This is a genomic window from Paenibacillus sp. FSL R7-0333, assembly GCF_038000365.1.
In the GTDB taxonomy this organism is placed as follows: Bacteria; Bacillota; Bacilli; order Paenibacillales; family Paenibacillaceae; genus Paenibacillus_AQ; species Paenibacillus_AQ silagei.
Genome location: NZ_JBBOBZ010000001.1, coordinates 6,958,159 through 6,984,537, shown reverse-complemented (window position 1 = coordinate 6,984,537; position 26,379 = coordinate 6,958,159). Strand labels below are relative to the sequence as shown.

Sequence of the window (26,379 nt, the reverse complement as noted above, 5' to 3'; positions counted from 1 at the left end):
TTAGCCAAAATACACAAAAGCGAGTCTCCGTATACGGGGGCTCGCTTTTGTGTATGGATATGAACGTCACCGTCAGCGCTTACGGCAGCCGGTAGACTGCAAACGGCTCGCCGGTGCGGAAGGCGGCGCTGGCCTGGTCAAGCTGCTCAAGTATTCCCGCATCCGGTGAAGCGGAGAGACTCTGCAGATTGTGTTGTACCTGCTCTACTGTAGTTGCACCGACAATCACCGTGGAGACGGCGGGCCTGTTCATCAGCCAGGCCAGGGATAGAGCTGCAGGTGAGGTGCCCAGTCGCTCCGCAATGGCCTGAACCTGCTCCCCGAGCGAGATGCGCTCCGGGGTAAGGAAGCGGCGGAAGTTCGGATCGGTCTCTGCTCTGGAGCCGGCAAGGGCTTTGCTGCTGCCAGTATATTTGCCGGTAAGAATGCCGCCCGCCAGAGGGAAGTATGGGATGATGCCCAGACCCTGATCCAGGCAGAGCGGAAGCAGCTCCGCTTCGGGCGTGCGGTCAGCCAGCGAATAGCTGCACTGGATAGAGATGTATTTCGCGAAGTGCCGGGCTTCGCTGATTCCAAGCGCCTTCATCAGCTCCCAGGCGGCATAATTGGAGGCTCCGATATAGCGCACCTTGCCTGCGGAGATCAGATCATCCAGCGTGCGCAGCGTTTCCTCCAGCGGTGTGTAGGGGTCGAAGGTGTGAATCTGATACAGATCGACATAGTCGGTCTTCAGCCGGCGCAGGCTGCCCTCCAGCTCCTGCATCAGATGATGGCGCGAAGAGCCGCTGCCGCCGGGTCCCTCATGCTTCGGCAATCCGGCTTTGGTCGCCAGCACTGCGTTATGGCGTTTGCCTTCAAGCGCAAGGCCGATGATCCGCTCCGATTCAGATCCGGCATAGATATTGGCGGTATCGATGAAATTGATGCCCTGATCCATAGCGGTGTGCAGAATGCGGACCGAGGTCTCCTGATCTGCCCGTTTGCCGAAGGAATTAGTTCCAAGACCCAGGGCGGACACCTGCAGGCCGCTATTGCCCAGACGGTTATATCGCACGCTCTCACTTCTCCTTATATAGTAGTAGTCTTAGCAGGAATCACGCACAAGCAGCTTGCCGCCGGACTCCAGGCGGCTGTCCTGTGACCGGGCGAGATTAATCACCGCATGCTCCTCCTGGAGCAGCTCAATCTCCTCACCCAGCTTAAGCAGCAGCCTGGAGAAGCGGCTTAGGACACTGTCCGTGATGTACCCGGTGAATTGTCCCGGATGGGCGAATACCTCAAGCATCTGCCAGAGCTGGTCCGTGCCGGAGCCGAACGCCCCGTTCATACGGCTTAGCGCAGCCTGAAAATCACGGATCAGGCTGCCCAAGTGGCTGTATTTATCCTCCAGCAGCAGCATGACTACCAGGCCGTAATTCACGGATTGCTGGCGGGATTCCACATTCTTGGCCAGCTGGCGCGCTGCCTCAAGCAGTCCGTCCGTCTCTGTCCGCAGCAGGCATGCGAGGCTGTGCAGACGATGCTGCATTACCCCGGCGTGTCCGGCGTACAGGCCGCTGCCGGTGACCTGGCCGCTAACGTATATACTGCCGGTGGCTATAATTGTAGATTGGCGGATATCGCCATAGACGTACACATTCCCGAGGGCTTCAATTCGTACAGGTCCTTCCAGATCTCCCGGTACAATGATGTCACCTGCGAACATAACATCGCCCGCAGGATCTGTCATCTCTCTGGCCAGAAGACTGACCGGAGGGAAGTCACATATCCGGACGCTGCCGCTTCCTCCGCAGATACGGGGCCTGCCGGTGTGCCGGGCTACGATATTACCACAGGGAAGGAGCTTGGCATGATTACCGGCAGCAAAGTAGATATCCTGCGGCGGGGGAGGGGGCAGGACCCTTCCGTCTGTGTCGAGGCCGGGAATGCCTTCTTCCGGCGGCAGCTTGCGGGCGAAGACTTCGCCTGCAAAGGCAAAGGGGGCTCCCGGGAAACGGAGATACTCCAAGGGTTCCGCAGGCTTCTGACCCCGGGCTCCCTGTCCCTGAAGCATCCGGTTCCCCTCCAGTGTATGCTCAGGCAGCAGGAATTCCAGCCGGGCTTCCTTGCCGGGCAGCGGGGCTCTGCCTTCAGCGATGCATACGGGGAGATATGTAGGGTTCGTAAGCTCCGCGTACAGGGCGGGAATGTTCAGGTTGCGCAGAATAAAACGGTTGTCCAGTGAGGCGATAATCTGTTCTATGGTGAGCGTGGACAGCAGCATCGCCGGATTGGGCTGGGCACGGACGACCGCTTCGAAGGCGGCGGGGCAGTTGACCAGATTCCAGGCGTACTTCTCTGCACGGTATAAAGTGAAGTAGACCTTGAGCTTGTCAGTCGATACGGTAATTTCATATTGCGGCTTCTCACAGATCTCCCAAGTGATATAATCCGCTCTGGTCACCTCGGTTGGCTCTGTAACGGTCTTCCAGTTGATCTTCAGGACAACAGGGTGGACCGCAGAAATGCGGGCGGGAGCACCTCCGGGGAGCGGGGGAGTAATGAATATCTGGTTGTCCTGCACGAGGATAATTCCATTCTTATCTCCAGTTGTCCCGTCAGAAGCTCGGCCCTCCACAGAGAATGAATCCAGGAGACCTTTACGTTCGAGCATCAGGGACTCTACGAATTCATATCGGCTTGGTTCGATATCCTGCTGCGGCATGGTTGTAACCTCACTTTTTCGTATGATCAATGGCAATTCGTACAGAAAAAGAACATCATCAAGCCTGGGAGGCTTGCCCTCCTGAACAGCTGGCTTAAGTGGTCTCTATTGGCAGCCTGGCAACCGTAAACGCAGATTCCGGCGTTCTTAGGCCCATAGCTTTGCGTCCTGCCCTTTCGGGGAGTTTGCCTTTAGAAATAGATCAATGATATACATCCTGTAGAGGTGGGAGTTATGGTCGACTGTAATCGACAAAAAGAGTCATAAATAGTTCTTGCGCGTCATTAATTTCTGCAAACAAGCTTAATTCTAGTACTTAAAGAGCTATTTTTCAACTATATTATGCCTATTTATCAAAAAACTCGAAATATGCAGCTCTAATTCGACAAAAAAACTGGTTTCCCAGCGCTTACAGCTTATGGAAGAGGCAGAGGGAGGAAAGTATGAGCATTCAACTGTTGGGACACCCTGGGCTTGGTAAGACTCGGAGTGTTCTTTTTTGATAAGCGGTTTTGCGAGTGTTAATGTTATGTGTATGTTAACTATGTAAATAAACACAAACATTCAGTGTATTATTTCGTAATAAAACCGAAGACATCGCAAATTCATTGTAATATAATCTAACTCATACCAAGGAAACGCGAATTAATGTTAACTAATATAACATTAATAGAGATAGCGACATCAGGAGAGGAGCATAAACCATGCAGATTGCAGCAACACCTTACATCTGGCCTTATGACGGGGCTGTGGACCCGGCGAAGACAGCGCTGATGATTATCGACATGCAGACGGATTTTTGCGGCAAGGGCGGTTACGTCGAGAGAATGGGTTATGACCTCTCATTAACAGCGAGGGCGATCCAGCCCATTCAGCGGCTGCTGGCCCGTATCCGGGACATCGAAGGCTTCAACGTGATCCATACCCGCGAGGGGCATAAGCCGGATCTGTCGGATCTGCCGGCGAACAAGCGGTGGCGCAGCCGCCAGATCGGGGCCGAGATCGGCTCCGAAGGACCGGCGGGACGAATCCTCGTGCGGGGGGAGCGCGGCTGGCAGATCATTGATGAGCTGGCGCCTGCCCACGGAGAGTACATTATAGACAAGCCGGGCAAAGGGAGCTTTTACGCAACAGACCTGGACCTGATCCTGAAGAATAAAGGAATTACCCATCTGATTCTGACCGGTATTACTACCGATGTCTGTGTACACACCACGATGCGGGAAGCCAATGACCGCGGGTACGAGTGTCTGATCCTTGCAGATTGTACAGGAGCGACGGATGAAGCGAATCACCTGGCGGCGCTGAGTATGGTTCAAATGCAGGGCGGAGTGTTCGGCAGTGTAAGTGATTCACAAGCGGTGCTGAAGGCGCTGGAGCAATACTAAATCATTCATAAACGGGGGAATAACCATGTGGAACAAGTCCAGAACAAAAGCGCTGATGCTGTTAACCTCGCTAATGCTGCTCCTGACCGCCTGCGGTAACAATACGGAAGCCGGGAAGGCTGAAGGCCAGGGAGCGGAAGGCTCGGGCGAGCTGAAAAAGGTGGTGCTCCGGCTGAAGTGGATTCACCAGGCGCAGTTTGCCGGCTTTTATACCGCGGTGGAAAAAGGCTTCTATAAAGAAGCGGGGCTGGATGTTGAGATCCGCCCGGGGGGCTCGGATTTCCCGGCTGTGCAGATGGTAGCTTCCGGCAGTGAGGAGTTCGGAGTTACCGGTGCCGACCAGATCGTCATCGCCAGAGAGAAAGGCGTCCCGGTCAAAGCGTTGTCCGCGATCTACCGCAAAACCCCGTTCGTTATGTTCACGCTCAAAGAGTCCGGGATCAAGACGATGGAGGATCTGGTCGGGCAAAAGGTAGGCATTAAGCTGGGCGGCAATGAAGAGCTGACCTTCCGTGCCATGGAGAAAAGCGCGGGCATCGACCCTTCGCAAATCGAAGAGATGCCGGTCAAATATGATCTGAGTCCGCTGTTAACCGGTCAGGTCAAGGCCTGGCCCGGCTATGTCATTAATGAAGTGCTGGCTGTAGAGGAGCAGGGCAAGGAAGTGAATATTATCGACCCGAACGACTATGGCATCAATTTCTATGCCGATACCTTGTTCACTACGGAGTCTATCATCAAGAAGGACCCGGAGATGGTCGCAAGCTTCGTGCAGGCCTCTATGCAGGGCTGGGATTATGCAGTAAAGCATCCGGAGGAAGCGGCGGAATTCGGTCTGAAGTATGGCGAGAAGCTGGATCTGAAGCATGAGGTCAATATGATGAAGGCCAGCATTCCGCTGCTGGATCCGGAGAAGCTCCCGCTGGGCTCAATGGACGAGGCATCTTGGGAGACATTGCAGAAGAATCTGGTCGAGCTGGGATTTGTGAAAAAGGAACAGGACATAAGCGGATTGTTCACCAACGAGTTTTTGAAATAAGGAGGGACCGACAATGACAACAGCGATCAAAGAACAGCTGGATGCTGCCGCCGCGCAGCATCCCGGTACCCGGGAAACCATGCTCTCCCTGCGCAATTGCTCTCTGTCCTTCGGCAACGTGCCTGTGCTGAATCAGGTCAGTCTTGATGTATACCGCAATGAGTTCATTTCGATCCTCGGACCGAGCGGCTGCGGGAAATCCACGACACTGCGGCTGATGCTGCGGCTGTTAAGTCCAGAGACCGGTGGAGAGGTGGCGTATGCTTCACCTGATCTGTCCCTGGGCATGGTCTTTCAGAAGCCGGTCCTGATGCCGTGGCTCAGCGCGCTGCAGAATGTCATGCTGCCGCTGGAGCTGGGCGAGAAGAAGAAGTTCAGCAAAGTCGAGGCACGTGAAAAAGCAGAAAGTGCCCTGCGCCTGGTCGGCCTCCAGGATTATCTGAACCACTTCCCGCATCAGCTCAGCGGCGGGATGCAGCAGCGGGCAGCGATTGCCCGGGCGCTGGCGGCCGATCCGACGGTGCTGCTGATGGATGAGCCGTTCGGCGCGCTGGATGAGCTGACACGCGAGAAGCTGAATTTCGAGCTGCTGCGGCTATGGGAGAGCCCGGAGACCAGTCTAAGCAGCATTGTGATGGTCACCCATTCGATCCATGAATCCGCGCTGCTGTCGGACCGGGTCGTGATGATGTCTCCCCGGCCTGCCGGTGTGACGGATATCATTCCGGTGACGCTGCCCTCCCCGCGTGAGGCGGGCATGGAGGAGCTGCCGGAATTCCACCGGATTGTCAAGGAACTGAGAAAGCGGGTGAAGCATCTATGACGGTCAAAATCAAAGACACCCTGTACCCGGTCACGTTTGCGCTCGGCTTCCTGCTGCTGTGGGAGCTGGCTGTACGTCTCCTGTCGGTTCCGATGTATCTTCTACCTGCGCCTACGCAGGTAGTCTCGGCTATCAATGGCTCGCTGTGGTCGCATACACTGGTTACGCTGGGCGAAGCGCTGACCGGGTTCATTCTCGCCAATATCCTCGGCCTGGCTACCGCAGTGATTTTTGTTCATTCCAAGCCGATTGAGAAAGGGATGTTCCCGCTGGCCATCGCCCTTAAGACTACGCCGCTGGTGGCGCTGGCCCCGCTGCTGGTCGTCTGGCTGGGGACCGGGTATACCTCGAAGGTAATCGCTTCGATGCTGATCTGTTTTTTCCCGATTCTGGTGAACAGTGTCAAGGGGCTTAAGGCCATTGAATACGAAGCCTGGGAGCTGTTCTCCACCTACAAAGGGACGAAAAGCGAAATCTTTTGGAAGCTGCGCCTGCCGACGAGTCTGCCTTATATCTTCTCTGCCCTCAAAATCTCCACCTCGCTCGCGATAGTCGGTGCCATAGTCGGCGAATTTGTCGGAGCGAATAAGGGACTCGGTTATGTAGTGCTTGTCTCTTCCTATCATATGGATACGCCGGTGATGTTCTCGGCCATTATTGCTTCGGCGCTGTGCGGCCTGCTGCTGTTCTGGTGTATCGGACTGCTGGAGAAACGGGTTATTTTCTGGACAAGGAGCGATGATCTATGATGAACTGCTCGGTCATTCGAATCCCGGCAGGCGCACCGCATGATATGTCGGGATTAAGCGCAGCGGTGGAAGCAGGCCTGTTCCGGCCGGAGGAAGTGGTCGCGGTGCTGGGGAAGACGGAGGGAAACGGCTGTGTGAATGATTTTACACGGGGTTATGCTGTGATGGCCTTGAAAGGATTCTTTGCTGAAGCGGCAAAAGGAGGAGCTGCCGACATCTCTTATGTGATGTCCGGCGGTACGGAAGGGGTGCTCAGCCCGCACTTCACGGTTATCAGCCGCAGCGGGCAGAAGGAGCCGGGTGTGGTCACTGATGGCCTGAAGTCACTCGCCATTGGAGTCGCCAGAACCCGGAGCTTCCGGCCGGAGGAGCTGGGACGGCTTCCTCAGGTGGACGAAGTGGCGGATGCCGTGGCCCGTGCGGTCATGGATGCGGGCATCACCTCACCGGAGGATGTGCATTTTGTACAGATCAAATGTCCGCTGCTTACCGCTGAGCAGATCTATGAGGCACACAGCCGTGAGGGTTCGCTCGTCACAGAGGATACTTATAAATCGATGGGCTATTCCAGAGGAGCTTCTGCACTGGGTGCCGGGGTAGCGCTGGGTGAGGTGGATCGTGCGGCCTTGCAGGAAGAAGATATCTGCACGGACTGGACTCAATTCAGCGTAGTAGCCTCCACTTCGGCGGGCAGTGAGCTGTCCTGCTGCGAAGTGATTGTGTTCGGGAACTCACTGTCTGCGGACGGCCCGTACCACATCGACCATGCCGTGATGCAGGATGCTGTGGATGGCGCTGCGCTTCAGGGCCTGCTGGACCGTTATCCTGGTGAAGAGCTGGTGCAGGTGCTGGCCAAGGCGGAAGCCGATCCCGATGGCGTCATCCGCGGACGCCGCCATATCATGCTGGATGACTCGGATATCAATCATACCCGCCATGCGCGGGCTGTAGTCGGCGGTGTGCTGGCCTATGTCGGCGGCGACCCGATGATCTACGTCTCCGGCGGAGGCGAGCATCAGGGGCCGAAGGGCGGAGGACCAGTGGCGGCTGTGTTCCGCCGCAGGTAGCAGAGCTTTTTGACAGGAGCAATGTATTATCACTATCCATCATGGGGGAATCGAATATGCATACACAGGAAACGAAAGTGCTGGCAGCAGCAGATATGACATGGGAGCTTATGCCGAATCACATAGAGCTGTATCACCGGGAGATTGTCTCGGCAACGGAGGCGGACCGCCTGGGCATCCGCATGAGCTCGATTCTGTGGGAGAAGCTGGGGATCGGCGGCCAAGTCTTGCCGCATTATCATGATGTAGTCGAAATCATTCATATTACCGTAGGAGAGGTCAAGCTGCTATGTGACGGGGAGTGGTACAGCTACCGGGCCGGAGATACGTTCCATGTGCCTGCGGGCGTAGTCCATTCTGTCAGGAATACAGGGGATGCTCCTTCGGAGCAGATCAGTATTTTTGTACCGGCGGAGGCGGAGGTACCGTCCAACAGCTTCTTCGGCACTACACTAATCGAGGATATCTATTCTTCCAAGCTATAGTAAAGGCGGCGGAGCCATGGGCAGCAATGTAATTACCGGTTTGACCTGCAGCGATATCCTGCTGATTCCCGACCTGAAGGAAGCGGCCCTGCTGGCTGGGGCCGGGGGCCTTGGACGTTATATTAACCGGGTCAATGTAATGGAGGTTCCCGATGTTATTGACTGGGTCCGTCCGGGAGAGTTCCTGATTACAAGCGGCTTCCCCTTTCATAACCGGCCGGAGCTGATCGCAGAGATTATTCCCCAGCTGAACCAGAAGGGAGTGTCCGCGCTCGGGATCAAAACCAAACGTTATATCGATGAGATTCCGCCGAGGGCGTTGGAACTGGCGGATCAGCTGGGCTTCCCGATCTTCGAGCTGCCCGCCTCCACCTCCTTCTCCGATGTGGTCCGCGACATTATGGAGCGGGTGCTGGTGCAGGAGGCGCGGGAGCTCTCGCAGCTGCAGAGCCGGTTCCAGAAGCTGTCGAAGCAGCTTCTCCATGGCGACGGGATTGAGGATTTCCTGCTGACGCTGGACGGGATGCTGCATAATCCGGTCGTCCTGCTGGATGATACCGATCAGGTCTTCTGTTCTCCGCAGGCGGATGCGCTACAGCTGGAGGAGCAGCTTCCGGCCTGGATACAGCTTCGCCAGGAAGGCAGTCTCGGCATTACATTCCTCACAGTTGGAGAACGGCGTATCCGAGCTTATGTCTCGGCTGTCAATGACAAGGGAGCAGAGCAATGTCTGCTGGTGCTGCTGGAGTGGAACAGCGAGCTATCGGTAGTGGATCAGTTAACGATTGATCGGGTCGGTGTACTGGTCGGACTGGAGATGATCAATGCCGGGGCCCGCCGGGAGGTGGAGCTGAAGTATGTGGACCAGTTCCTGCAGGACTGGATCAGCGGCCGGATTGCCGCTGCCGAGGATCTGAAGCTGCGTGGCGCAGCCTGCGGCTGTCCGCTACCGGAACGTCCGCTGCGTGCTGTAACCATCGGATGGCTGGAGGATAAGCCGGAGCTTAAGCAGCTGCAGCAGGTAGTGAAGCGGGTGCGTGCCCGGGCAGACCTTCAGCATGTGAAGCTCACCATCCTTGAAGGGGAGCTGGTGCTGACCGTGCCGGAGCAGCCGGAGCTTCCGCTGGAGGAGACGCTGGGTCGTCTGCTGGCCGAGATGAACCGGATAGTTGTCAGCGGGAGCTGCGCCTTCTGTATTGGCGATCTTGCGGACGGCCCTGATCAGGTGCGGTTCAGCTATGAATCCTCCCGCAAAATCGCCCGCATCCGCCAAATCAGCGGCTACAGCGGGTCTTATGTCGATTACCGGAAGCTGGGTGTCTTCCGGCTGCTGTACCATCTGCCTGAGCTGGAGGAGATCACCGAGTACAGGGATCAGTATATTGCTCCGCTGCTGGAGTACGACCGCAAGCATAATGCTTCGCTGCTCCAGACGCTCCAGCTGTATTTCAAGTGCAACCGCAACGTGAAGCGGACCTCCGGCGAGCTGTTCACTCATTATAATACGGTCACCTACCGGATCGACCGGGCCTGTGAGCTGCTGGGATTAAGCCAGGATGACGGTGACGATATGCTGGAGCTGCAGCTTGCGCTGAAGCTGCATGAGATGGGCAAGGGCCGCAGGTCCGGCACCGATACGCAGAGAAGGAGATGAAGCCTGATGACAGCAATAACAGAATGGCCCGCGAAGCTGACAGCCGGCTGGCTGCGGGGGCAGTATTTGAGCGGCACGCTGGACCCGGAGGAGGTTATCCGGGAGATCATCCGCCGCGCTGCGCGGGATAAGGACATGAACATCTGGATTGAAGCGCCCGCCGTGGCGCAGATCGCTCCCTACCTGGCAGCGCTCAAAGAGCTGAATCCACAGGAGCATCCCTTGTGGGGCATTCCATTCGCGGTGAAGGATAACATCGATGTGAAGGGGCTGCCCACGACGGCGGCATGTCCTGAATTCGCTTATCAGCCGGAAGCCGACGCAGCGGTCGTGGCGAGATTGGTGGCTGCGGGGGCGATCCCTGTCGGCAAAAGCAATCTGGACCAGTTCGCCACCGGACTCGTCGGTGTGCGCAGCCCTTACGGCGAGACGCATAATGCCCTGCGTCCCGAATACATCAGCGGCGGCTCCAGCGCCGGTTCGGCGGTTGCTGTAGCCCGGGGCCAAGCGGTATTCAGCCTGGGCACTGATACCGCCGGCTCGGGCCGTGTGCCGGCCGCACTGAACGGGCTGGTCGGCTACAAGCCCAGCCTGGGCGCCTGGCCGGTGCGCGGCGTAGTGCCGGCGTGTGCCAGCCTGGATTGTGTCACCGTATTCGCGCACAATCTGGAGGATGCACTCACGGTGGACCGCGCAGCACGCGGCTTCGATGCAGCCGATCCGTGGTCACGTTCCGTGAAGCGGGAGGCTGCCGCTCTGCCCGGGAAGCTGCTGCTGCCGGAAGCGCCGTTGGACTTCTACGGGCCCCATGCGGACGAATACCGCCGGGCCTGGGAACGGGCCGAAGCGGCGGTTCAGGCGCTGGGGCTGCCGGTTGAACGGGTGGACTGTACGCTGTTCTCCGAAGCGGCAGCCATCCTGTACGACGGCCCCTGGGTAGCCGAACGCTGGGCGGATCTGGCCGGATTCGTAGAGAGTCACCGTGAAGCAGTGCTGCCGGTAACGGAGTCGATTCTCTCCTCCGGGGCCGCGGAGCGCCACACTGCTTCGAGCCTGTTCCAGGCCATGCACCGCTTGCAGCAGTATAAGCGGGAAGCGGAGCTGCTGCTGCGGGATGCGGTGCTGGTCCTGCCGACCTGCGGCGGAACCTGGATCCGGGAGCAGGTGGCTGCGAACCCGGTAGGGGCCAACTCCGATATGGGCCGCTACACCAATCACTGCAACCTGCTGGACCTGTCGGCGGTGGCAATTCCCGCCGGGGAAGCGGCGGGGAACCTGCCGTTCGGCATTACGCTGTTCGCTCTGGCGGACAGTGAGCATCTGCTTGCCGGAGCCGGGGCGCGGCTTCTGGCGGAGGGGAATGATGGTGAGAGTGGGGGGAGTGCTGCCGGGGCCGAGGCTCAACTTCTGGCAGAGCACCAATCGCTGGAGTCGGAAGCTGGCGGAGGTACTAGTGGTGCAGGTGGTACTGCTGGGGCTGACGTTGGTGAGGCCGGAGGGACTGGTGCTGCTACTAGCGCCGAACTACCAGCGTCCGGCATGGTTACACTTGCGGTCTGCGGGCTGCATATGCGCGGCTTCCCGCTGGAGAAGCAGATGCTGGAGCATGGCGCGCACTTCTGGCAGGAGGCGCGGACTGCTGCCTGTTATGAGCTGGTCAAGCTCCCTACCGTGCCGGCGAAGCCGGGTCTGCTGAGACAGGCGGCAGGGGGAAGCGCTATCGAGCTGGAGCTGTGGCAGATGCCGGTGGAATCGCTGGGCGCATTCGCCACGCTTATCCCGGCCCCGCTGGGTCTGGGACGGGTGGCGCTTGCCGATGGCCGCGAAGTGACGGGCTTCATCTGCGAAGGCTATGCCGCCGCCGGAGCTGAGAACGTTACAGCCTACGGGGGCTGGAGATACTTGCCTACAGATTAACTACCGTTTTAGGCATTTAGCTCTGAGTGCAGCAATGTACGCAGGTGAGATTTGGATATCCCATTTTGCGTCACCGGGATACTGTAGTAATTAGTTGGATTTTCTCCATTTGCTGCTGGTGGAATACCTCCTATGGGAACAGCAGATGGATAAACAACACTTATTTTGCTCGCTTTTAAGGGATTCCATAGAATTCGGCGGATTAGATGTACTTTATCCAACCGCTTCAGTCAAATCGGTTAGGTTGGCTGAATTAAGTGTCATTTTTCCAACTATTATTACTTTACGTCTGCCATCCAAGCTACTTTACCTGCGCGCATCCCATCCCGTCAACAAGTTGCAGAAATCCCAAAAAAGGACTCTCCCAAGCTTATAGCTTGTGGAAGAGTCCTTTTTGTATGAATTGGATGGCGCGTGCAGGCTGTGCCTTGACATGCTGTGGTACGGTGGAAAGGGCCGCATAATCGGCGCGTTCAATTTCTTCAAGAATCCGGTTCAGGTGGGAGAATACCGCACCGAGATCACGGAAGGCCGCGAGCGGGCATTGATCCTGCAGCTCCGAGAACCAGGCGAGCTGCACATCGCGGGCTCTTCTCAGACTCTCGGGGAGTGACCGTCCGCTGCATTCGGCATCCGATAGCGTTCGTGTGCCGTACAGGGCGATACAGTCTGCCGTTGCGGTTACAACCTCCAGCATCCAGTCGGCTGCGGCATAATGGGCCGGCAGCAGGGCGATCTCTTCGCTTATGGCTTTGACATAGGAGTGGACCTTGATGAGATGGGTGGTCGTCTGTGTCAGCTTGCCAATGTCCTTGCGGCACTGGTAATGAGACAGCGTGTAATGCATCTCCTTCTGCAGCCGGTCGCTCTTCTTCAGCAGCTCGCCGGAGCTCTCAAGAGCAGCCTTGGCCTGTGCGGCATCCCGGCCGCTTGCAGCGAATCCGGTTAAGGCATCGGATAAGGTCAGGCTGCCCTTCAGCGCCAGGTCCTTGACCTTGACGAAGCTCTTGGGCGGCACGATAATCATATTGATGATGAGGGCAATCAGCACGCCGATCAGCGTCTCGGCGACTCTCCAGACGATATATTGGTCATGATAGAAGGTGAGTGCAAGCACCGAGGTGACGCCGACCTGCGAGACGGCCTGGATATTGATCCGGCAGGCGGTAGCCACCCCGATGCCGATCAGCAGCATCAGCAGAATCGACAGCGCACCCACATCGAAGAATTTGCCTACGATCAGGCTGACGATGCCGCCAAGGACCACGCCGGTCATGCGGTAGACGCCTTTTTCTAGGGAGGCCTTGACACTGCTCTGGGTAATCAGAATCGCCGCCAACGGCGCGAAGTACAGGTAATGGTCCCCGTAGATAATGTGCACAGCCAGCCACGAGAGCGAAGCGGCGAGCGTAATCCGTATCATATATAAGGATAATCCGAACTTTTCAAGGCGCTCCTGTAAGCCCTCGTTCATGTTTGTCATCTTCTTTCATGTAAATAGGAAAAATTTTATGGTTTTCATCCGTTTTCATTATAGCACCTCAAAACAGGCGGGAGGCGGGCAAGATTTTACGAACTTGTTAAGTTTTTGTGCGCGATTTCACAATGTAAGCTATCGCATATATTGCAGGATTCATTTATGCTATATATATTGAAGTCTGTCGAACCAAGGCAAGAATTGTCGCTTATCCGTGCTAAGCATGCTGCTGCCGGATTGTCTCCCGCAAGAAGCGGGTAAAATAGGTTGTACTACATAAGTAAGGGAGGTTGTTAGCTATAGCTACCCCGGAAGGCACTATTATTTCATTTGACCAGGTGATTAAGCAATACGACGACGAAGAGGCTGTACTCAAAGGCGTGAGCTTCGAAATTGAACGCGGTAAATTCTACACGCTGCTGGGCCCTTCGGGCTGCGGAAAAACGACCATTCTGCGTCTGATCGCCGGCTTCGCGGAGCCGACGGAAGGTTCGATCTATCTGAACGGCAAAATTATCAACCACATTCCCGCCAATGAGCGGCAGGTCAATACGGTATTTCAGGACTATGCGCTGTTTCCGCATCTGAACGTATTCGAGAATGTGGCGTTTGGACTGCGCATCAAGAAGCTGAAGAAGGATATCATTCATCAAAAGGTGCAGGAAGCGCTGCGCTTCGTCAACCTGGTCGGCTATGATCAGCGGGCCATTAATGAAATGTCCGGCGGACAGAGACAGCGTGTGGCCATTGCGCGCGCCATTGTCAACGAGCCGCAGGTGCTGCTGCTGGACGAGCCGCTCTCGGCGCTTGATCTGAAGCTGCGTACGGAGATGCAGTATATTCTGCGGGAGATGCAGCAACGGCTGGGCATCACCTTCATCTTCGTCACCCATGACCAGGAAGAGGCGCTGGCGATGTCCGACTGGATCTTCGTCATGAACGGCGGCAAGATTGAGCAGAGCGGCACGCCTAATGATATCTACGATGAACCGATTAACCGGTTCGTGGCCGACTTCATCGGAGAGTCGAACATCGTGCCGGGTGTGATGATTGAGGACTATGTAGTGGAATTCAACGGTCACCGGTTCGAATGTGTCGATGCCGGTCTGCGGCCGAATGAAGCGGTGGAGATTGTCATCCGTCCCGAGGATCTGGAGATTGCTACAGTTGAGGCGGGCAAGCTGAAGGTGCGTGTGGATTCGCAGCTGTTCCGCGGGGTTCACTACGAGATCAGCTGCTATGACGGCTCCGGCCATGAATGGCTCGTCCATTCTACCCGTAAGGCGGAGGTTGGCTCCGAGATCGGGCTGTATTTTGACCCGGAAGCGATCCATGTTATGCGGTTCGGTGAAACGGAGGAGGAGTTCGACAAGCGTCTGGAGGCTTACGCCGAGGTGGAGAGCCATGATGACTAAGGGCAAGTCGTATTACCTCATCCCGTACTACCTGTGGATCGCGCTGTTTGTCATTGCGCCGGTGCTGCTGGTGGTCTACTATTCCCTATTCGATCTGGAGGGGAAGCTGACGCTGAATAACTACGTCAATTTCTTCACACCGGTCTATATGCGGATGATGCTGAATTCGTTCTGGTACGCTTTTCTGATTACGCTGTTCTCGCTGTTGGTGGCTTATCCGGCCGCTTACCTGCTTACGCGAACGAAGCACAAGCAGCTCTGGCTGCTGCTGATTATTCTGCCGACCTGGATCAACCTGTTGCTGAAGACATACGCCTTCATCGGGATTTTCGGCACCTTCGGCCCGGTCAATAATTTCTTTGATCTGATGGGTCTGGGCGAGCAGCAGATACTGTTCACGGGCTTCAGTTTTGTGTTTGTGTCAGTGTATATTTTCATTCCTTTCATGATTCTGCCGATCTTCAGTGCCCTGGATGAGATGAATCTGTCGCTGGTGGATGCTGCGCGCGATCTGGGTGCATCGGGATGGACAACGTTCCGGCGGGTGGTTTTTCCGCTGACGATCTCGGGTGTACGCTCCGGCTGCATGGCGGTGTTCATTCCGGCGCTGTCGCTGTTCATGATTACGCGTCTGATTGCCGGAAACCGGGTGATTACGCTCGGTACCGCGATTGAGCAGCACTTCCTGGTCACACAGGATTGGGGTATGGGCTCCACCGTTGCGGTGTTCCTGATCGCCATTATGGCGCTGTTCATGATTCTGACCGGCGGCTCCCGGAAGGGGGTGCGCGGATGAAGAACAGACGCAGGATTAAGAACAAGAACGGCATCGCCAATATCTATCTGGTGCTGGTCTTCCTGGTGCTGTACGCGCCGATCTTCTATCTGATGTACTACTCGTTCAACAGCGGCGGTACGATGCACAAGTTCGAAGGCTTCACGCTGGATTATTACCGTGAGGTAGTTGCCGATACCCGGCTGATGATTATTGTGATTAACACACTGGTCATCGCCCTTCTGTCATCGGCCATTGCGACCATCATAGCGGTAATCGGTGCGCTGGCGATCCATCATGTCCGCAGCCGCCGGGCCAAAAACACGCTGCTCTCGCTGAACAATGTGCTGATTGTCAGCCCGGATGTCATTATCGGCGCCTCCTTCCTGATCCTGTTCACGATTGTCGGGATCAAGCTCGGCTTCACCTCCGTGCTGCTCTCGCATGTGGCGTTCAGCATTCCGATTGCGGTCATTATGATCCTACCGCATTTGCAGGAGATGAGCCCGACCCTGACGGATGCCGCGCGTGATCTCGGCGCTACGCGCCGGGATGTGCTCACGAAGGTCATTCTGCCGATCATCAAGCCGGGAATCTTCAGCGGATTCTTCATGGCCCTGACCTATTCCCTGGATGATTTCGCAGTCACCTTCTTCGTCACGGGCAATGGCTATTCCACCCTGTCGGTGGAGATCTATTCCCGTGCCCGTCAGGGGGTCTCGCTGTCGATTAACGCGTTGTCGACGCTGATTTTCCTCTTCACAATTCTGCTGGTCATCGGTTATTACTACCTGAACCAGCGTAAGAGCCGCCCGGCGGCACAAATTGCCGAGCCGGTGGCCGAAGCGGGGGTGCCTAGATGAAGCAGCTAGTCAATACGTTCCTGGCGATTCTGATCGTCGCCTTCGGACTGATGTTCCTGGCCTCCCGGCTGAACTCGGCCCAGGGCTATTCTGGCGGCAACACGCTGACTATCTATAACTGGGGCGACTATGTGGACCCCGATCTCCTGAAGCAATTCCAGGAGGAGACCGGGATTACGGTCATCTACCAGACGTTCGATTCCAATGAAGCGATGCTGACCAAGGTAGAGCAGGGGGGTACGATCTTCGATGTTGTGATCCCCTCTGACTACGCGATCGCCAAGATGCGGGAAGAGAATCTGCTGCTGCCGCTGGATCACAGCAAGCTGCCGAATCTCGCCAACATCGATTCCAAGTTCATGAATCTGTCCTTCGATCCCGGTAACAAGTATTCGGTTCCTTATTTCTGGGGGACGGTGGGGATCATCTTCAACCCGGAGATGACGAAGGGCATCGATTTCAGCAGCTGGAATTCCTTATGGGACAAGCGGCTGAAGAATAATATCTTCCTCGTGGACGGAGCCCGTGAGGTCATGGGCATGGCGCTGAACAGCCTGCACTATTCCGTCAACGACACGAAGGAGGAGCATTTGCAGGAGGCACTCGCGAAGCTGAACAAGCTGTCTCCGAATGTGAAGGCCATTGTGGGCGACGAGGTCAAAATGCTGCTCGCCAACGAAGAAGCGGCGGTCGGTATCGTCTGGTCCGGCGACGCTTCGGAGATCATGGATGACAACGACAAGCTGGACTTTGTCGTGCCGGAGGAAGGCTCGAACAAATGGTTCGACAACATGGTCATTCCGCGCACCGCCGGCAATGTGGAAGGCGCGCATAAGTTCATCAACTTCATGCTGCGGCCGGATGTGGCGGCCCAGAATACGGAATACGTCGGCTATTCCACGCCGAACGTTCCCGGCCTGAAGCTGCTGCCGGAGGACATCTCCGGTGACGAGCGCTTCTACCCGCCCGCCGAGCTTACCGACCGGCTGGAGGTCTACGACAACCTCGGCAAGCGGATGCTTGCCCACTATAATGAGCTGTTCCTGATGTTTAAGATGAATAAGAAGTAGCTGGCGTAAGCGCCGGAAGAGTACAGAAGCCCCCTGCATGCGCGTATTGCGTAGGCGGGGGGCTTTTGCTTGCCAGGGGGTAAGGTGGAAGTGGGTGGCGGGAGTTGCATAGGGGATAGGGGAGCGGGACTATAACGGCGTGGAGGAATGGGGACTGACGAGGATTGAAGGAGTGGGGTGCTGGCGGCTGATGGTTTGATAGAGGATAAGAACGGTGTTGCCGATGCTGGTGGAGTAATCTATGTTGGTGGAATTGGGTGATAATGCTGCGGAAGCGGGTAACAGATGGATTTTGTCCACCTACTGATGAGTATTAATGGGTTGTGGGGGAGAGAGTTGGAAAAACAGCACTTAAATTTCCCCAGATCGCCCTATAGCGGCAAAACCAGGAGCAGCAGTTGCTGGTTTTCCACTTGTTGTCGAGTATTCCTTGGGAATAGCGAAATTAAGATGCGTTTTTCCAATTATTTGCCGAAGGCTAATTAAAATATTCCAGTACACCGCGCTTCAACTCATATCGTGCGGTTCGTTCCTGATTGCTGGTGGGAACCGGTACGAGCCAGCCCTTGTCAGACAGACTTCGCAAGGTGCGGACAGCGGTTCTGTAATCAATTGAGAAATGCTGCTTTACATCCTGCGGGCGAATAGGCCGGGCTAGATGAACGGTTAACCGGATGACCTCCTGCTCCATCAACTGTACGCGCGATACTGGGGTTGCCGCAGGCTGATATCTGCCCAGCACCATCCGCAGCAAGGTTATGCAGAGCTCGGGACGCTGTTCAACATCATCGTATGCGAAGGAAATCACATGATAGCCCATGGCGTACAGGAAGGTCTCGCGGTTCAGCTCGCCGCAGTATTTGTTGCGGTCCATATCACGTACATGCGAAGCATAGCCTTTGATTTCGATCAGCAGCTTTACGTATCCGGGCAGCCAAGCAAAGTCAGCGAAATAAGATCGTCCCCGCCAATCCATCACCTCATACTCCGGGTGAAGTCCGGTAAAATGTCCCCGCAAAGGCCACCATACATTCTTCAGGAACAGCACCTCGGCATGCCGATGCCCCCTTTCCAAGCGTGCTCTTCGTTCCCCCTCAGGTCTGCAATTCAAGTGTCCGCTGATAAATTGTTCATGTGCTTCTTCAAAAGTCATGCTCCTCATCCTCTCCGGAAAATAGAAAACGCCCCGGCTTCCCCTAAAGGGCAACCGGGACGTTCTTCGTCTCGCTGATGTTAAGTATAGGGTAAATGCTGGGGGAAAGCTAGAATGCAGTATGAAGATCTTTGGTAAATAGGAAGGAGGAGTAATTAACTTCCTATACCATGAGACATAGTTTGAAAAGAATACTGTGCATCGCTACTTGTTACTGACTCTATGGTTCCTGCAGTGGAACTAATTACTGCGGCTAAACTACATAGTACAATAAGCTTAAATAATTTTTTTCTCATTAAATTTGTGCACCTCTCTGATTAGAAGTTTGTAACTCTCGATTTCATCATCACGTGCTATATGTCTGTATTGTTCAAACAGATCTACACAGGTGATGACTATAGTCTCGTTGTTAATTTTAGCAGAGGATTCCAAACTTTGAAGGACGAAACTAATCCCTTCATTTCTTTTATTATGTAAGTAGTAGGCTGCTAATTCAACGAGAAATCTGGTGTGTTTATCAGCCATAACTTGCTGGTTATATTCACCGAATTCGGAGTTATATGTTCTGTAAGGGATGTAACTAGAGAAGCGCTCAAGAATATGGTCTATATTCCAATTATACCGATTTGCAGATTTAACAATGTTATATATTGCCGTGAATATCTCGTCTGGCTGGGTAGATATAAATTCCACATAATTATTTAGTACCTCTAACTGCCCATCGAGTATACGATACAAATAGATATTTGCTCTACCCCACTCCTTGAATTGGGCTAATATCCGCTCTTTTTCGTCATTAGTTTCTTGTATCCAAGGCACATCTGTATAAAGGCTTACACGCTCTATTGCAGACTTATAGTCCCCATATTCCATACAGACACTTGATAAAAAGAGATGGGAACGGAGAATATATAAATACAGCGGACTTGAAGGTGATCTTTCGTTGTCCGGTTTACGTTTCGAGCGGAGCTGGAGATTGTAACGGAGGGTAGCCAGCTCAAGCATTTTCTCGGCAAGCTCGTTCACCTTGGACCACTTTTGCAGAGAGTAGTAGACATCCAGCAGGTCTTTCAATCCGTCCAGCTGATCCGCCTCATTCAGCCGGTCGATGAAGCATTCGAACAGGATGGCTACCCGCAGATTACTGCTCTGGTCATCACCGAGGCCAATCCGGAACAAGCGATATTGGCATATTGCCAGCCGTTCGGAATTCTGATATTTCTCACTGGTGCTCACATTCTCATACAATAATGCTGCTGCGTGCCACAATCCCTGCTCGAACAATCCTTCTGCAACTTCGAATAGCATAGGGGCATAGACCAGATTCTCCAGCAGGTTCCTAACTACCTGTTCAACACAGTCAAGACGGCCGAGCGCCGCTGAACGCACAAGAAACGGCCGCAAGCGCCGCCAGGTGGGAGCCGAATGATGAAAGCATTCGTCCACGTATAAGGTATAGAAGTAGTCCTCCGGCAGGCCCATACCCCGGGTAATACGCTCCAGATGATCCATGGCAATCGGTTGACGGTCTTTAACGACACGGCTGAGTGTGCCGGAATTAATTCCTGAAGAGATGGCAAACTGATTAATGGACAGGCCCTGATTAGACAAATATGCGGTTACCTGATCGCGAATCGTGGTTGTGGACTTCATATAACACCACCTGACCTAATCCCAGTAATTAGATTTTTATTTCATTGGTGTAATAATATGTGATAATATTCCAATGGTCAATAGAGCGGATTAGTAGATACAGTGAACAAAAGGAAGGGCAGACATGGAATGTCCCTGGTTAAGTCTTCCGAGACATTGAAACGCCCCGGTTCCTTTGCGGGGATAACTGGGGCGCGTTTTTGATTCTACTTGTACTATTTAGACAGGAGCTTGGTTGCTAACGGGGATGGTTACTTCACAGCGGTCCGCATCCGGTAGCTAACCGGTACCTGCAAGGTCCGGCCCTGGAAGAATTCCTCTACCTGTGCCGAGAATTCTGCGATGTCCTGCTCAAGCGAGGCCGGGCTAAGCTTCAGGAGGGACTGGACGCCGCCCTGGCTGAGGGCCAGCCCGATATAGCGCTGTGCATCGCATGACTCCATATTGTGAAAAACAATCTCTCTCGCGTACGTAAACCGTCCGCTGGCTTTGATCCGGTTCAAATGACCTTCCTTGTCCCATTTGCTGGCCTGGTTGGCACCGGGCTGAAGCTCCGCAAGCATGGCATCCGAAGCCGCAATCAGCCGGTTGTAACGGGCTTCAATAGCGGGCTGCAGCACCAGAGGCCAGTCACAGTCGTAGGCGGCAAAGACTCCGCCGGGCCGCAGACAACGGGCGATTTCCTGAAGAGTGCTGTCCGGGTCCATCCAGTGGAACGACTGGGAGCAGGTGATAATGTCCACACTCTCCGTATCGAAAGGAAGCTGGTTGGAGTAGCCCTGCACAAAATACAGGTTATCCGCTCCGCTGCCGAGAAGACGGAGCTTGTCCTGAGCCTTGCCCAGCATATCCGGGTTTGGCTCCACTCCGGTCACTGCATTGGCGGCATCCTTCCACAGAAAGGTGGACAGGCCGGTGCCGCAGCCAATATCTGCAACATGGGCAGGACGGTGGCCCAGGTAACTGGTGAGCAGTTCAATCACCATCGGCGGCGCTTCCGGCCGATAACGGTCGTAGTCATTTTGGTACCCCAAAAAACGGTCGATATTAGCCTTGCTGTTGCCTGAAGGAATCATAGGAATGGCCTCCTCGCTATAGGTAGCTAAGTGTAGGATAAGTTAGTCATGCCTGTTGTTCAAAAGGAACGGAGGGTCATGAAGCTCCCCCTGCTAACGCAGAAGCGCCGGATCAACCGCAGGCACAAGCCCTTCGGCAGCAGCCCGGTTCAGCAGTGCAGAGATGGCCGCATAGCCGTCCTCGCCAAGGCTCATCGTGAATTCATTGACGTAAAGATCAATATGCGATTTGGCCACTTCCGGCGATAGCTCCTGGGCGTGGCTTAGCACGTATTCCTGGCAGTCGAGAGGATGGTCCCAGGCATACTGGAGTGAGCTGCGAATCCAGCCGGTAATGGCGTCATGGTCCAGATCGCGGCGGGCAATGATCGCACCGAGCGGAATAGGCAAGCCGGTATCGCTCTCCCACCAGCTCCCGAGGTCAGTCAGCAGGTTGAGATTGTAAGACGGGTAAGTGAAGCGGGCTTCGTGAATGACGAGTCCGGCATCGATCTCTCCCTTTTGCACGGCAGGCATGATCTCATCAAAAGGCATAACGACGATCTCGGCCGGACCGCCCTGCACCTGCTGTGCTACCCAAAGACGGAACAGCAGGTATGCCGTAGAGCGTTCGCTCGGGACGGCAATTCTGCGGCCGGACAGCTCGCGCGGATGTTTGATGGCGCCTGCGCCTTTGCGGGTTAGTACAAGCGGGCCGCAGCCCCGTCCCAGCGCACCGCCGCAAGGGAGCAGCTTGTACTTGTCCAGCACCCAGGGGAGGGCGGCGTAGGAAATCTTGAGCACTTCAGGCCCGGCGCCGTCTGCTGCAAGCCCGTTCGTAATATCGATATCGGCAAACATTACATCCAGCTTGGGTGCGCCGGGAATCAGGCCATGCGCCCAGGCATGAAAGACAAAGGTATCGTTAGGACAAGGGGAATAAGCAATATGAAGCTCTTGTGTCATTACAGCACCTCCCGTAAAATAGCCGCCGCCGCTGCCAGAGCGTCCAGCGCTTCATTGATCTTCCACGCGGCCCGGTCGCGCGGGCCGACCGGGTTCGAGATCGCGCGCAGCTCCAGCGCCGCGATTCCCAGCGCCTGGGCGGCCACGGCGACCCCGTGGCCTTCCATCGCCTCCGCTGCCGCCTCCGGGTGGCGTGCGGCCAGAGCCGCGGCCGTCCCGGTGGTGCCGGTCGCGGTCGACACGGTAAGCACGGGGCCCGTGCTTACCGTGAGGCCGGCCGCTGCGAGCGCGGCCGCAAGGGCCTGCACCGTGCCGCCGGGCGCAGGCACGGACACGCTGCCGAAGCCAAGCTCGGCAGCGCTGCGGAAGCCCTCCGGCGTCTCTGCGCCGAGGGCCGCGTCCCGCATCTCGCTGGCGACGACCAGCGAGCCTACGGGAGCCCGGCCCGGGAAGCCGCCGCCGATCCCGGCGCTGACTACGCAGCCGTACGAGCCGGCTGCCAGGGCGGCGGCGGTGCCCGCCGCTGCCGCTGCGGTGCCGGCGCCCGCCGCGATGACGTCGAACCTGCGGCTGCCGGCGAGGCCGCGCAGGACCGCCTCGCGCTCAGCCGCGACTGCCGTCACGATCAGCACGCGCGGCGCGGGGGCTTCTTCCGCCGCAGCACTGCGCGCGGCGGCCCCGGAATGATGATGAGCCTTCGATTCCATAATCAGCCTCCTTTTGTAGCCTTGGTATAAGTTAGGATAGGATTCATTTGAAGTATTAGGAATAACCAATAAGTTGCTTGCTAAGAGCCGTTTGCTTCGTTGTATACTCACCTTTTGAAAGTCTACGCCGTTTTAGAGAACAAATCAAATATGCGGAGCGGGAGATAGAGGGATTTTGTCCACTTGCTGATGAACGAATAAACCCTGCTAAAACAGCAGCTGGATAAAAGGCACTTAATTAAGGATAGTTCACCCAAAGTGGCGAAATTCAGCTCTATTAGATGTAGATTTTCCACTTGCTTCCGTATAAATTACGAAAATAGAATAACTAAGATACAGTTTTCCACTTGCTTATTGCGGGAGTTGGAGGGGGGATTGTTGCGCCGGTTGGGGGGAGTATTTACCCGCAGAGGCAAGCTTTTTTGTAAGAATTAGGCTTCACATGACCGCAGCATAGAGCGATCCTTCCTTGCGCCGGGCAGAATGAAAATTAATTCACCTCCCACGCTTGACAGACTGCTTCCAATAACGTATATTTATCTTAACTTAAAGATAATTAACTTGAAGATAAATGCAGCCGGTCAGGAGGTGTACCAAATGAGCAGCAAGAATAAGACAGCAGGAACAGAAGCAGACACTACGCAGGAGCAGGCAGCATCGCTTAAATTATTCGTCGTTCTGTCGAAGGCGTACAAGAGCCTGATGGATCAGGCGGTGAAGGATATGAAGAGTCACGGGCTGGCATCGGCGGAATTTATGGTGCTGGAGGTGCTGTATCATAGAAACCGGATTCCACTTCAGCAGATTGGCGAGAAGATTCTGGTCACCAGCGGCAGCATCACCTACAATATCGACAAGCTGGAGAAGCGGGGACTGCTGAAGCGCGTTCCTTGCGAGGATGACCGCCGTGTTACGTATGCCGAGATTACGGAGGCGGGACGGGAGCTGTTTGATGATATTTTCCCGCAGCATGTCGATTCTATACACAGCCTGATGGGCGGACTGGACAGCGAAGAGAAGGCTCAGGCGACGCTGCTGCTGAAGAAGCTGGGCAAGGGCGTATAGAAGGTAGTCCGTAGCAGCTCAGCGGCGGTAAGGTTGTTTGCTTGTTAGCACGCTGAACTAATGGAGAGAATAATAGATCAGCGTATTTTTTTAGCCAATATCTTAATGTTAAGATAATTAAAACCAAGAGAATGGAGAGTGTTTAAAATGGTTAGTGTAGGTTTATTGTTGATGAGATTGGTGATTGGTGTAGCGTTCATCGGGCATGGTGCACAGAAGCTGTTCGGCTGGTTCGGCGGATATGGGCCGAAGGGAACAGGCGGCTGGATGGAGTCGATTGGCATTAAGCCCGGCGTGCGTATGGCGGTGCTGGCAGGTCTGATGGAGCTGGTGGGAGGCCTGCTGTTCACTCTGGGTCTGCTGACTCCGGTGGCTGCGGTGCTGATTGCGGCAACGATGCTCGGTGCCATTGTGAAGGTTCATGCTCCTAACGGATTCTGGTCCACGGCGAACGGGATTGAGTTTCCTTTAACGGTGCTGGTAGTCGCTGTAGGTATAGCGCTGACAGGCGCGGGTTCGATTTCACTAGACGCAATATTCTTCAATTAAAATAAGCGCATCATCATCACAACTATCAGGAGGGTTCACTCATGACTATGCATACTGCAGGGATTCACCATGTTACCGCTTTTGTTGGAGACGCTCAGCGTAATGCTGATTTCTATGCCGGAATTCTAGGCCTGCGGCTCGTCAAAAAAACCATCAATTTCGACGCCCCCGAAGTCTACCACCTCTACTTCGGAAATGAGCAGGGTGCGCCGGGTACGATTATCACCTTCTTCCCATGGGCCCATGGCCGTAAAGGCAGAATCGGCGGAGGACAGGTCGGTGTGACCACTTATGCTGTACCGGCCGGCGCTTTCGGATTCTGGGAGCAGCGGCTGGCCGCTTACCATATTCCTGTGACTAAGGTTACCCGAATCGGCGAGTCGTATCTCTCCTTCGCGGATTATGACGGACTGCGGATTGAGCTGGTGGAGCGGGAAGAGGGGGCGCTGAGCACCTGGTCGTTCGGCGGCGTTCCGGTAGAGCATGCGGTCAAAGGCTTCGGAGGTGCTGTCCTCTACAGCACGGCCCCGGATCGGACAGCGGATACACTCACCCGCACCCTGGGAATTGAGCGTATCGCTGAAGGGGATGGCTACATCCGCTACAGAGCTTCCGGCAATATCGGTAATATTATTGATCTGAAGGCCACTCCGGTTCCGCAGGGGGGCGGCGGTACAGGTACGGTTCACCATATTGCTTGGCGGGCCGCAGATGACAGTGAGCAATTGGAGTGGGGCCGCCGGGTTCAGAGTCACGGCTACCAGCCGACTCCGGTGCAGGACCGCCAGTACTTCAATGCCATCTACTTCCGGGAAGAAGGCGGAATTCTGTTCGAGATTGCCACCGATCCTCCAGGCTTCGCCCGTGATGAAGCACCTGAGGCGCTGGGGCAGAAGCTTATGCTTCCGGCGTGGTTTGAGCCGCAGCGTGCGGCGATTGAAGCGAATCTAAGCCCGTTTGAAATCCGTGAACTGGAGGTGAAGCCGGTATGATTCATGTATTTGAGCAAGGTACAGACGTAACCCAGCCAACACTGGTCTTATTCCACGGCACAGGCGGCAACGAGCGTGATCTGCTGCCGCTGGCGGAGCTGCTGGCGCCCGGAGCATCTGTGCTGGGCATCCGCGGCAACGTACTGGAGAATGGCATGCCGCGTTACTTCCGGCGGCTGGCGGAGGGGATTTTCGATGAGGAGGATCTGATCTTCCGCACCCATGAGGTGAAGCAGTTCCTGGAGGAAGCGGCTGCAAAATATGGCTTCGATGCCGGTAATCTGGTGGCTGTCGGCTATTCCAACGGTGCGAACATCGCGGGCAGCCTGCTCTTCCATTACGGAGCCCTCTTCCGGGCGGCAGTGCTGCTGCACCCGATGGTTCCGCTGCGCGGCCTGGCGATTCCTTCGCTGCAGGGGGTTCCGGTCTTTATCGGGGCAGGGACCAATGATCCAATTATCCGATCCGAGGAGACCCGGGAGCTGGAAGCACTGTTAAGCGGCGCCGGAGCTGAGGTTACCTCGCACTGGGGCAATCAGGGGCACCGCCTGAGCGCCGCCGAGGCGGAGGCGGCAAGAGATTGGCTGGCCGCTCTTACCGATTCTGTGAAGTAACAACAGCACCACCCGAGATAACCGCCTGCGGGCCTGCCGATCACCGAGAGGATTGGCGGCTACGGCAGGCGGTTTTTTGTGGTTCTGGAGATGGTAATGTTGCATTTTCTGCAGGATTTCCATGCAGGCCGTTCCTGCCGAACCGCGCTTTTCCGCCGAACCAGAAATTCATTGAACATTCCGGCGGTAATCGGTAGTA

At 55.6% G+C, this 26,379-nt stretch carries 24 protein-coding genes and 1 riboswitch; of the genes, 16 read left to right on the top strand and 8 right to left on the bottom strand.

Annotation, left to right across the window (positions count from 1 at the left end):
* Positions 1 to 79 precede the first annotated feature (79 nt).
* Both MKY86_RS29940 and MKY86_RS29935 read right to left on the bottom strand, forming a co-directional pair.
* Positions 80 to 1,054, bottom strand: a complete 975-nt coding sequence (locus MKY86_RS29940; protein WP_076074733.1) for an aldo/keto reductase — start codon at positions 1,052 to 1,054, stop codon at positions 80 to 82.
* Between the two features lie 30 nt (positions 1,055 to 1,084).
* A complete protein-coding gene (locus MKY86_RS29935) occupies positions 1,085 to 2,704 on the bottom strand; it encodes a flagellar assembly protein A (RefSeq protein ID WP_076074731.1) in 1,620 nt (539 codons plus the stop codon).
* A 107-nt stretch (positions 2,705 to 2,811) separates the two neighbouring features.
* Positions 2,812 to 2,904, bottom strand: a riboswitch (cyclic di-GMP riboswitch).
* Between the two features lie 504 nt (positions 2,905 to 3,408).
* On the opposite strand from MKY86_RS29935, the gene biuH reads away from it, so the two are divergent.
* The 8 genes from biuH to atzF are packed head-to-tail and all read left to right on the top strand — an operon-like array spanning position 3,409 to position 11,826.
* Positions 3,409 to 4,092 carry a biuret amidohydrolase gene (biuH, locus tag MKY86_RS29930; protein WP_076074713.1) on the top strand — a complete coding sequence of 228 codons (684 nt, stop codon included), beginning with the start codon at positions 3,409 to 3,411 and terminating at the stop codon, positions 4,090 to 4,092.
* A gap of 25 nt (positions 4,093 to 4,117) precedes the next feature.
* On the top strand, positions 4,118 to 5,131 hold the full coding sequence (locus tag MKY86_RS29925; RefSeq protein ID WP_076074710.1) for an ABC transporter substrate-binding protein: 1,014 nt from the start codon (positions 4,118 to 4,120) through the stop codon (positions 5,129 to 5,131).
* Between the two features lie 13 nt (positions 5,132 to 5,144).
* Entirely contained in the window at positions 5,145 to 5,954 is an 810-nt protein-coding gene (locus tag MKY86_RS29920) for an ABC transporter ATP-binding protein (RefSeq protein ID WP_076074708.1), read from the top strand.
* On the top strand, positions 5,951 to 6,703 hold the full coding sequence (locus MKY86_RS29915; protein WP_036728133.1) for an ABC transporter permease: 753 nt from the start codon (positions 5,951 to 5,953) through the stop codon (positions 6,701 to 6,703). Before MKY86_RS29920 ends, MKY86_RS29915 begins: the two co-directional genes overlap by 4 nt.
* Positions 6,700 to 7,770, top strand: coding sequence for a ring-opening amidohydrolase (locus MKY86_RS29910; RefSeq protein WP_340827667.1), 1,071 nt, complete (start codon positions 6,700 to 6,702; stop codon positions 7,768 to 7,770). The genes MKY86_RS29915 and MKY86_RS29910 overlap by 4 nt, the downstream gene beginning before the upstream one ends.
* Positions 7,771 to 7,826: 56 nt before the next feature.
* Positions 7,827 to 8,255 carry a cupin domain-containing protein gene (locus MKY86_RS29905; protein WP_076074705.1) on the top strand — a complete coding sequence of 143 codons (429 nt, stop codon included), beginning with the start codon at positions 7,827 to 7,829 and terminating at the stop codon, positions 8,253 to 8,255.
* Positions 8,256 to 8,271: 16 nt separating this feature from the next.
* Positions 8,272 to 9,909 carry a PucR family transcriptional regulator gene (locus MKY86_RS29900; protein WP_076074703.1) on the top strand — a complete coding sequence of 546 codons (1,638 nt, stop codon included), beginning with the start codon at positions 8,272 to 8,274 and terminating at the stop codon, positions 9,907 to 9,909.
* Between the two features lie 6 nt (positions 9,910 to 9,915).
* On the top strand, positions 9,916 to 11,826 hold the full coding sequence (gene atzF, locus MKY86_RS29895) for an allophanate hydrolase (RefSeq protein WP_076074700.1): 1,911 nt from the start codon (positions 9,916 to 9,918) through the stop codon (positions 11,824 to 11,826).
* A gap of 370 nt (positions 11,827 to 12,196) precedes the next feature.
* Here atzF and MKY86_RS29890 read toward each other — a convergent pair whose 3' ends face one another.
* A complete protein-coding gene (locus MKY86_RS29890) occupies positions 12,197 to 13,300 on the bottom strand; it encodes an FUSC family protein (RefSeq protein ID WP_051478252.1) in 1,104 nt (367 codons plus the stop codon).
* A gap of 293 nt (positions 13,301 to 13,593) precedes the next feature.
* Here MKY86_RS29890 and MKY86_RS29885 point away from each other — a divergent pair, with 293 nt between their 5' ends.
* Genes MKY86_RS29885 through MKY86_RS29870 form a run of 4 tightly spaced genes read left to right on the top strand, consistent with a single transcriptional unit; the run spans position 13,594 to position 17,426 of the window.
* Entirely contained in the window at positions 13,594 to 14,718 is a 1,125-nt protein-coding gene (locus MKY86_RS29885) for an ABC transporter ATP-binding protein (RefSeq protein WP_340827666.1), read from the top strand.
* A complete protein-coding gene (locus MKY86_RS29880) occupies positions 14,708 to 15,514 on the top strand; it encodes an ABC transporter permease (RefSeq protein ID WP_076074698.1) in 807 nt (268 codons plus the stop codon). Before MKY86_RS29885 ends, MKY86_RS29880 begins: the two co-directional genes overlap by 11 nt.
* A gap of 14 nt (positions 15,515 to 15,528) precedes the next feature.
* Positions 15,529 to 16,356, top strand: a complete 828-nt coding sequence (locus tag MKY86_RS29875; protein WP_076074941.1) for an ABC transporter permease — start codon at positions 15,529 to 15,531, stop codon at positions 16,354 to 16,356.
* Positions 16,353 to 17,426, top strand: coding sequence for an ABC transporter substrate-binding protein (locus MKY86_RS29870; protein WP_036728155.1), 1,074 nt, complete (start codon positions 16,353 to 16,355; stop codon positions 17,424 to 17,426). The genes MKY86_RS29875 and MKY86_RS29870 overlap by 4 nt, the downstream gene beginning before the upstream one ends.
* A 478-nt stretch (positions 17,427 to 17,904) precedes the next feature.
* Here MKY86_RS29870 and MKY86_RS29865 read toward each other — a convergent pair whose 3' ends face one another.
* The 5 genes from MKY86_RS29865 to MKY86_RS29845 form a co-directional block, all read right to left on the bottom strand.
* On the bottom strand, positions 17,905 to 18,579 hold the full coding sequence (locus MKY86_RS29865; protein ID WP_036728157.1) for a hypothetical protein: 675 nt from the start codon (positions 18,577 to 18,579) through the stop codon (positions 17,905 to 17,907).
* 276 nt (positions 18,580 to 18,855) lie between these two features.
* A complete protein-coding gene (locus tag MKY86_RS29860) occupies positions 18,856 to 20,232 on the bottom strand; it encodes a helix-turn-helix domain-containing protein (protein WP_340827665.1) in 1,377 nt (458 codons plus the stop codon).
* Between the two features lie 251 nt (positions 20,233 to 20,483).
* On the bottom strand, positions 20,484 to 21,308 hold the full coding sequence (locus tag MKY86_RS29855) for a class I SAM-dependent methyltransferase (protein ID WP_076074694.1): 825 nt from the start codon (positions 21,306 to 21,308) through the stop codon (positions 20,484 to 20,486).
* Between the two features lie 93 nt (positions 21,309 to 21,401).
* The gene (locus MKY86_RS29850) at positions 21,402 to 22,253 is read right to left on the bottom strand and encodes a 1,4-dihydroxy-6-naphthoate synthase (RefSeq protein WP_076074692.1); all 852 of its coding nucleotides are present in this window, start codon (positions 22,251 to 22,253) and stop codon (positions 21,402 to 21,404) included.
* A complete protein-coding gene (locus MKY86_RS29845) occupies positions 22,253 to 22,960 on the bottom strand; it encodes a futalosine hydrolase (protein ID WP_076074689.1) in 708 nt (235 codons plus the stop codon). Before MKY86_RS29845 ends, MKY86_RS29850 begins: the two co-directional genes overlap by 1 nt.
* Positions 22,961 to 23,557: 597 nt before the next feature.
* On the opposite strand from MKY86_RS29845, the gene MKY86_RS29840 reads away from it, so the two are divergent.
* From MKY86_RS29840 to MKY86_RS29825, 4 genes are all read left to right on the top strand, one after another.
* On the top strand, positions 23,558 to 24,025 hold the full coding sequence (locus tag MKY86_RS29840; protein ID WP_076074686.1) for a MarR family winged helix-turn-helix transcriptional regulator: 468 nt from the start codon (positions 23,558 to 23,560) through the stop codon (positions 24,023 to 24,025).
* 147 nt (positions 24,026 to 24,172) lie between these two features.
* Positions 24,173 to 24,574 (top strand): DoxX family protein, encoded by a 402-nt coding sequence (locus tag MKY86_RS29835; RefSeq protein WP_036728167.1) that lies wholly within the window; start codon positions 24,173 to 24,175, stop codon positions 24,572 to 24,574.
* Between the two features lie 41 nt (positions 24,575 to 24,615).
* On the top strand, positions 24,616 to 25,566 hold the full coding sequence (locus tag MKY86_RS29830) for a VOC family protein (RefSeq protein WP_143803521.1): 951 nt from the start codon (positions 24,616 to 24,618) through the stop codon (positions 25,564 to 25,566).
* Positions 25,563 to 26,180, top strand: a complete 618-nt coding sequence (locus tag MKY86_RS29825) for an alpha/beta hydrolase (protein WP_076074684.1) — start codon at positions 25,563 to 25,565, stop codon at positions 26,178 to 26,180. Before MKY86_RS29830 ends, MKY86_RS29825 begins: the two co-directional genes overlap by 4 nt.
* Positions 26,181 to 26,379 lie beyond the last annotated feature (199 nt).

Excerpts from the sequence above, each read along its gene's own strand:
- MKY86_RS29900 (WP_076074703.1), top strand. The coding sequence starts at position 8,272 with ATGGGCAGCAATGTAATTACCGGTTTGACCTGCAGCGATATCCTGCTG.
- biuH (WP_076074713.1), top strand. The coding sequence starts at position 3,409 with ATGCAGATTGCAGCAACACCTTACATCTGGCCTTATGACGGGGCTGTG.
- MKY86_RS29835 (WP_036728167.1), top strand. The coding sequence starts at position 24,173 with ATGGTTAGTGTAGGTTTATTGTTGATGAGATTGGTGATTGGTGTAGCG.
- MKY86_RS29905 (WP_076074705.1), top strand. The coding sequence starts at position 7,827 with ATGCATACACAGGAAACGAAAGTGCTGGCAGCAGCAGATATGACATGG.
- MKY86_RS29890 (WP_051478252.1), bottom strand. The coding sequence starts at position 13,300 with ATGAACGAGGGCTTACAGGAGCGCCTTGAAAAGTTCGGATTATCCTTA.
- MKY86_RS29825 (WP_076074684.1), top strand. The coding sequence starts at position 25,563 with ATGATTCATGTATTTGAGCAAGGTACAGACGTAACCCAGCCAACACTG.
- MKY86_RS29840 (WP_076074686.1), top strand. The coding sequence starts at position 23,558 with ATGAGCAGCAAGAATAAGACAGCAGGAACAGAAGCAGACACTACGCAG.
- MKY86_RS29850 (WP_076074692.1), bottom strand. The coding sequence starts at position 22,253 with ATGACACAAGAGCTTCATATTGCTTATTCCCCTTGTCCTAACGATACC.
- MKY86_RS29925 (WP_076074710.1), top strand. The coding sequence starts at position 4,118 with ATGTGGAACAAGTCCAGAACAAAAGCGCTGATGCTGTTAACCTCGCTA.
- MKY86_RS29920 (WP_076074708.1), top strand. The coding sequence starts at position 5,145 with ATGACAACAGCGATCAAAGAACAGCTGGATGCTGCCGCCGCGCAGCAT.
- MKY86_RS29845 (WP_076074689.1), bottom strand. The coding sequence starts at position 22,960 with ATGGAATCGAAGGCTCATCATCATTCCGGGGCCGCCGCGCGCAGTGCT.
- MKY86_RS29830 (WP_143803521.1), top strand. The coding sequence starts at position 24,616 with ATGACTATGCATACTGCAGGGATTCACCATGTTACCGCTTTTGTTGGA.
- MKY86_RS29865 (WP_036728157.1), bottom strand. The coding sequence starts at position 18,579 with ATGACTTTTGAAGAAGCACATGAACAATTTATCAGCGGACACTTGAAT.
- atzF (WP_076074700.1), top strand. The coding sequence starts at position 9,916 with ATGACAGCAATAACAGAATGGCCCGCGAAGCTGACAGCCGGCTGGCTG.
- MKY86_RS29915 (WP_036728133.1), top strand. The coding sequence starts at position 5,951 with ATGACGGTCAAAATCAAAGACACCCTGTACCCGGTCACGTTTGCGCTC.
- MKY86_RS29855 (WP_076074694.1), bottom strand. The coding sequence starts at position 21,308 with ATGATTCCTTCAGGCAACAGCAAGGCTAATATCGACCGTTTTTTGGGG.
- MKY86_RS29860 (WP_340827665.1), bottom strand. The coding sequence starts at position 20,232 with ATGAAGTCCACAACCACGATTCGCGATCAGGTAACCGCATATTTGTCT.
- MKY86_RS29935 (WP_076074731.1), bottom strand. The coding sequence starts at position 2,704 with ATGCCGCAGCAGGATATCGAACCAAGCCGATATGAATTCGTAGAGTCC.
- MKY86_RS29870 (WP_036728155.1), top strand. The coding sequence starts at position 16,353 with ATGAAGCAGCTAGTCAATACGTTCCTGGCGATTCTGATCGTCGCCTTC.
- MKY86_RS29910 (WP_340827667.1), top strand. The coding sequence starts at position 6,700 with ATGATGAACTGCTCGGTCATTCGAATCCCGGCAGGCGCACCGCATGAT.
- MKY86_RS29880 (WP_076074698.1), top strand. The coding sequence starts at position 14,708 with ATGATGACTAAGGGCAAGTCGTATTACCTCATCCCGTACTACCTGTGG.